Consider the following 6,548-nt stretch of genomic DNA (forward strand, 5'->3'; position numbering starts at 1 on the left):
AGAGAAAGCGCGCCTTGCCCAGATGCGGGCCATGGGATAGACCGCGCGCGGAACAGGTACACTCCCAAGGACGCCCCACATGGCCAAGCCCAAGAAACAGCCCCGCCCCAAGGCCGAAACGCCGAAAGGGTTCCGTGACTATTTCGGCGAGGAAGTCACGCAGCGCACCGAGATGCTGCGGACGATTGCGGGCGTCTATCATCGGTACGGGTTTGACGCGCTTGAGAGCAGTGCGGTCGAAACCGTCGAGGCGCTGGGCAAGTTCCTGCCCGACGTGGACCGCCCGAACGAAGGCGTCTTTGCGTGGCAGGAGTTTGACGAGGGCGGAAATGGCGACTGGATGGCCCTGCGCTATGACCTGACCGCGCCTCTGGCCCGGGTTTACGCCCAGCACCGCAACGACCTGCCGACGCCTTATCGCCGCTATGCGATGGGTCCGGTCTGGCGCAACGAAAAGCCGGGGCCGGGGCGGTATCGGCAGTTCTATCAATGCGATGCAGATACGGTTGGAACCGCCTCGATGGCTGCTGATGCCGAGATCTGTGCAATGCTGGCCGACACGCTGGAAGAGGTTGGCATCCCGCGCGGCGACTACATCATCCGGGTGAATAACCGGAAGGTTTTGAACGGTGTGCTGGAGGCGATGGGTCTTGGCGATGATCAAGCCGCACGAGACAACGTCCTTCGCACTATCGACAAATTCGACAAGGTGGGTGAGCAGGGTGTGCGCGAGTTGCTGACCAAGGGCCGTCTGGACGCGTCGGGCGCGTTTATCGACGGCGTTGGTCTCAGCGATGATCAGGCAGACCCGGTTATCGCCTTCCTGACTTCCAAGGCCGTCGATACCGCTGGTACATTGGCCAACCTCCGCATTGCCGTGGGTGACAGCAAGATTGGGGCGGATGGGATTGCTGAGCTGGAACAGATCGCTGAACTTCTCTCCGCTGGCGGCTACGGCCCCGACCGCATTGTCATTGACCCCTCCGTCGTCCGTGGCCTGGGCTATTACACCGGTCCGGTCTACGAGGCCGAACTGACGTTCGAAATCTTCGACGAGAAAGGCCGCAAGCGGCAATTCGGCTCGGTTGCGGGCGGCGGGCGCTATGACGATCTGGTCAAGCGGTTCACCGGGCAGGAAGTGCCCGCGACCGGGGTGTCCATCGGCGTCGATCGGTTACTGGCGGCGCTGCGCGAAAAGGGCCGGATCAGCGCCCAGGCCAAAGGCCCCGTGGTCGTCACCGTCATGGATCGCGACAGGATGGCCGATTATCAGGCGATGGTGGCCGAGCTGCGCAATGCGGGCATCCGGGCCGAGGTGTATCTGGGCAATCCCAAGAACTTTGGCAATCAGTTGAAATACGCGGACAAGCGCAACTCTCCGGTTGCGGTGATCGAAGGCGGGGACGAAAAGGCAAAAGGCATCGTGCAGATCAAGGACCTGATCCTTGGGGCTAAGATCGCCGAAAGCGCCACGCTGGAGGAATGGAAAGAACGCCCCAGCCAGTTCGAAGTATCGCGCGCTGATCTGGTCGCGAAAGTGCGTGAAATTCTGAACAGTCAGGACTGACCAATGCCCAACCGTTCCCAGATACAGGCCCGTGCCGCGATGATGCGTGTCCGGTTCGAGGCTGCGGGCGCGCAGGTGGTGGATACGCCTCTGTTGCAACCCGCTGAAATGTTGCTGGACCTCTATGGCGAGGATATCCGCGCCCGTGCCTACGTCACCTCGGACGCGCTGCGGGGCGAGCAGATGCTGCGCCCGGATTTCACCCTGCCTGTTGTTCAGATGCACATGCGGGACGGGGCCGAGCCCGCGCGTTATACCTATTCAGGTGAGGTGTTCCGCCGCCAGGAACACGACCCGGACCGTTCGAACGAATATATTCAGGTGGGGTACGAGGTTTTTGACCGCGATGATCCCGCTGGTGCCGATGCCGAAGTGTTTTCGCTGATGGCGCTGCAGTTGCGCGGGCTGCCCCTGCGCGCAGCTACCGGGGATATTGGCATTCTGACCGCGGCTGTCGAAGGGCTTCGCACCACTGACCGCCGCAAGGCCGCGCTGATGCGGCACCTGTGGCGGCCGCGCCGGTTTCGTGCGCTGCTGGACCGGTTTGCAGGGCGTAAACCGGGGCCCGAAGGCCGTGACGCGCTTTTGGACGCGGACGACCCGATGGCGATTGATGTTCCGATGATCGGCAAGCGTCGCGCGCCCGAGATTGCCGACCGGATCAAAGCCCTGCGCGAAGATCGCGCTGCGCCGCCGATCTCTGACAATGAGCTGGCCGGGTTGGAAACGCTGCTGAATGTGCGTGAAACCATGCCCTTCGCGTTGGAACAGCTGAGGGATGTGGCAGTGGATCTGCCGCAGATCACCCCGGCTCTGGACCGGTTGGAGGCGCGGATCGCAGCCCTGCAGGCGCGTGGTGTCGATGTCGCACGGCTGGATTTCGAAGCGTCTTATGGCCGGACATCAATGGAATATTATGACGGGTTTGTCTTTGGGTTCTACGCCGAAGGCCGTCCCGACCTGCCGCCTGTCGCCACCGGTGGGCGCTATGATGCGCTGACGCGCCGCTTGGGCGATGGAGCCGAAATCCCCGCAATCGGTGGCGTGATCCGCCCGGACCTGATGCTTGAAATCGAGGAGGCCGCGCAATGAGTGTGAAACTGGGCGTGCCCTCGAAGGGCCGGTTGATGGAAAAGACCGTTTCATGGTTCGAAAAACATGGCATCATGCTGTCCCGCAACGGCTCGGACAGGGAATATGCGGGTAGGGTTGACGGGATTGACGGCGTCTCGCTGGTTCTGTTGTCGGCGGGTGAGATTCCGCGCGAACTTGCGTCGGGCCGTATTCATCTGGGCGTCACCGGCATCGATCTGGTGCAAGAAAAACTTCCGCGCTGGGAACAGCAGGTCGAAGAGATTGCGCAGCTGGGCTTTGGCAAAGCCGATCTGATCATTGCCACACCCGCCTGCTGGGTCGATGTGGACACGCTGGACGATCTCGATGCGGCGGCAGCAGCATTTCGCAACACTCACGGCCACCGGCTGCGGATCGCCACCAAATATCACCGACTGGTGCGGGAGTTCCTGACCGACGCGGGCGTGGCCGACTACACTCTGGTCGACAGCCAGGGGGCGACCGAAGGTACGGTCATGAACGAAACAGCCGAGGCAATTGCTGATATCACCTCCTCCGGTGAAACCCTGCGGGCAAACCACCTCAAGATCCTGTCGGACGGTCTGATCCTGCAATCGCAGGCCACATTGTGGCGCAGCCGGGTTGCAAAGGTCGACGCGGCGGATAAGGCGGTTCTGACGGAATTGCTGGATCGGCTGCGGTAATTACAGCACACCGATATCCGCTAGGGCGCGGTTGAGGTCGTCGGGCAGGGCGTCGTCCTGCGCGCGCCCTTTCGGCAAGTCGGCTGGTGTATCTTCGGGCTTCAGGTATCGCCACCCCTGAAACGGGCGTTTCAAGGCGTTCTGGGTCCGATGTACGTTAGGGTCGAGAACGATGGCGCAGCGGCGGATACCGTCCTCGCCGGTCACCTCGTCCAGGCGCAGAATACGCTGACGGCACTGTACGACACCCTTGATGACCCAATAGATTGATCCGCCATTCAGAATCTCGGCATCACGTTTGGGCCACATGCGGGTTACGTGGCGCGGATATCCGTCCTCATAAAGCGGCATTCGGCTGTCCTGCCACGCGATCAGAGAGTCCACGCTTTCCGAACCAACCGAAAGTTTGATGAGGTTCACGTACTTATCCACAACTTTCCCACAGAGTCGTCCATTGGCTATCTATCCATTGTAGCTCAGGATTGGCTTTCATCAAGGTGTAGTGGGTGTTAGTCTGGATACCTCTTTCAGCACAGGGAATCACCAATGAGCCGCTTTGCCGCCCCCATCGCCGAGCAGATCTGGGACATGAAATACCGCTTCAAACAGGCGGATGGCACGCCCATCGATCAGACGGTTGAAGACAGCTGGCGACGCATCGCCCGTGACCTCGCGCGGGTCGAGGACGACCCGGATCATTGGGAAGACAGGTTCTACGAGGCACTGGAAGATTTCAAATATCTGCCCGCCGGGCGCATCACTGCTGGCGCAGGTACCGCGCGACAGGTGACACTGTTCAACTGCTTCGTTATGGGCACCATCCCCGACAGCATGGGCGGTATCTTTGACATGCTGAAAGAGGCCGCGCTGACCATGCAGCAGGGGGGCGGGATCGGCTATGATTTCTCGACCATTCGCCCGCGTGGCGCGGATGTGAAAGGTGTGGCGGCAGATGCCTCTGGCCCGCTCAGCTTTATGGATGTGTGGGACGCAATGTGCCGCACAATCATGTCCGCGGGCTCGCGCCGGGGGGCGATGATGGCCACCATGCGCTGTGATCACCCTGATATCGAACAGTTCATCACCGCCAAATCCGACCCGGCCCGCCTGCGCATGTTCAACATGTCGGTGCTGGTGACCGATCCCTTCATGGAGGCGGTCAAGGCCGACGGCCCGTGGGAGTTGCAGTTCGACGGCAAGATCTATCATACCGTTCAGGCGCGCGATCTGTGGAACAAGATCATGCAGGCCACATATGATTATGCTGAACCGGGCGTGATCTTCATCGACCGCATCAATCAGGCCAACAACCTGAGCTATGTTGAAACCATCGCCGCGACGAACCCCTGTGGCGAACAGCCTCTGCCGCCGTACGGGGCTTGCCTGCTGGGCTCGATCAATCTGGCGCGGCTGGTTGCCGAACCATTTGGGGATGCCGCGCATCTGGATGAACCGGCGTTGCAGGAACTGGTCGCGACAGCCGTGCGCATGATGGATAACGTCGTGGACGCCTCGAAATTCCCGCTGGCCGAGCAAGAGGCGGAAGCGCAGGACAAGCGCCGCATCGGGCTGGGCGTGACGGGGCTTGCGGATGCGCTGCTGATGCTGGGCCTGCGCTATGGGTCCGATGAGGCGGCGCGCCAGACGGAACGCTGGTTGCACGCAATCGCCCGCGCCGCATATCTGGCCTCGGTCGATCTGGCTAAGGAGAAAGGCGCGTTCCCCCTGTTCGATGCCGAGAAATATCTGGCCAGCGGCACGATGCAGCAAATGGATGACGACGTCCGCGATGCGATCCGCGAACATGGTATCCGCAACGCTCTGCTGACCTCGATTGCGCCCACGGGTACGATTTCGCTTTATGCCGGGAACGTGTCGTCGGGGATTGAACCGGTCTTTGCCTATGCCTACACCCGCAAGGTTCTGCAAAAAGACGGCTCGCGCACCGAAGAAGAGGTCGTGGATTACGCCGTTCAGATGTGGCGCGACAAGTTTGGCGACGCAGCGCTGCCGGACTATTTCGTCAATGCCCAGACCCTGACGCCGTCGGATCACGTCAAGATGCAGGCGGCAGCGCAGAAATGGATCGACAGCTCGATCTCCAAGACCATCAACTGCCCGGAAGATATCAGCTTTGACGCCTTCAAGGATGTCTACATGCAGGCCTGGGATCAGGGCTGCAAAGGGTGCACGACCTATCGCCCCAACGATGTGACCGGCTCGGTTCTGACCGTTTCTGAAAGCGATGACAAGGTGCCGGGGGAAAGCGCGAGTGCGCCTCATGAAATTGAAGGCGGCGACGTCATCTACATGTCCGAACCGCTGGATCGCCCGCAATCGCTGGAGGGGTCGACTTACAAGCTGAAATGGCCCGATAGCGAGCACGCGATTTATCTGACCATCAACGACATCATCATCTCGGGCCGCCGCCGCCCGTTCGAAGTGTTCATCAACTCCAAGAACATGGAGCATTACGCCTGGACACTGGCGCTGACGCGGATGATTTCGGCCGTGTTCCGCCGGGGCGGAGACGTGTCCTTTGTGGTCGAAGAGCTGAAAGCCGTTTTCGACCCGCGCGGCGGGGCGTGGGTCAAAGGCAAGTATATCCCATCGATCCTGGCCGCGATCGGGGGCGTGATCGAACAGCACATGGTCGCCATCGGCTTTCTGGAAGGCGAAGGGATGGGGTTGAAATCCGATCCCCAGGCGCAAGTGGTGAACCTGGACGCGCCACGTGGCAAAGCCTGCCCGTCCTGCGGTCAGTACGACATGGTCATGATCGAAGGCTGCATGACCTGCCGCAGCTGCGGTCATTCCAAATGCGGATAGGTATGAAGCGCTGAACGAAATATATGTGGCGTGTCACGCGACATGACCTAAACGTTTCAATAGGTCATTTTGGCTGGAGATATGAGAAAACGGCCACGGAATTCTTCCGGGGCCTTTCTCCTGTCTAGCGGAGTTGATGAATGGCGATAGCGCTGCTGGTACATCGTGGCCACCAAGAAGTGGAGATGAGACAGAAACCCGGAACCAAGCAGAGCCACGGCGAGAAAGTCGTAAAGACATTCGTCGCGCGACGCGCAAACTTTACTCTGCGGAACAGAAGGTCAGGATCGTGCTGGACGGCCTCAATGGTGAAGACAGCAAATCAGATTTTCCTTCTAGGGTCAGGATTCATAACCAATAGATGACGGTTGCTG

5 protein-coding genes are annotated in these 6,548 nt (G+C 60.4%); 4 read left to right on the forward strand and 1 reads right to left on the reverse strand.

Annotated elements, in window-relative coordinates; all coding sequences use genetic code 11:
• Positions 1 to 79: 79 nt before the first annotated feature.
• Genes hisS through hisG form a run of 3 tightly spaced genes read left to right on the forward strand, consistent with a single transcriptional unit; the run spans position 80 to position 3,345 of the window.
• Positions 80 to 1,567, forward strand: a complete 1,488-nt coding sequence (gene hisS, locus ACR0M3_RS19195) for a histidine--tRNA ligase (RefSeq protein WP_480540032.1) — start codon at positions 80 to 82, stop codon at positions 1,565 to 1,567.
• Between the two features lie 3 nt (positions 1,568 to 1,570).
• Positions 1,571 to 2,659, forward strand: coding sequence for an ATP phosphoribosyltransferase regulatory subunit (locus tag ACR0M3_RS19200; protein WP_480831255.1), 1,089 nt, complete (start codon positions 1,571 to 1,573; stop codon positions 2,657 to 2,659).
• A complete protein-coding gene (gene hisG / locus ACR0M3_RS19205) occupies positions 2,656 to 3,345 on the forward strand; it encodes an ATP phosphoribosyltransferase (RefSeq protein ID WP_480912255.1) in 690 nt (229 codons plus the stop codon). The genes ACR0M3_RS19200 and hisG overlap by 4 nt, the downstream gene beginning before the upstream one ends.
• On the opposite strand, the gene ACR0M3_RS19210 is transcribed toward hisG, so the two are convergent.
• Positions 3,346 to 3,777, reverse strand: coding sequence for a DUF1489 family protein (locus ACR0M3_RS19210; RefSeq protein WP_480912257.1), 432 nt, complete (start codon positions 3,775 to 3,777; stop codon positions 3,346 to 3,348). It abuts the gene before it with no gap.
• Positions 3,778 to 3,891: 114 nt separating this feature from the next.
• Between ACR0M3_RS19210 and ACR0M3_RS19215 the strand changes: the two genes are divergently transcribed.
• The gene (locus tag ACR0M3_RS19215; protein WP_480912258.1) at positions 3,892 to 6,174 is read left to right on the forward strand and encodes an adenosylcobalamin-dependent ribonucleoside-diphosphate reductase; all 2,283 of its coding nucleotides are present in this window, start codon (positions 3,892 to 3,894) and stop codon (positions 6,172 to 6,174) included.
• The last annotated feature ends 374 nt before the right edge of the window (positions 6,175 to 6,548 follow it).

This window comes from Ruegeria sp. O5 (assembly GCF_056535105.1).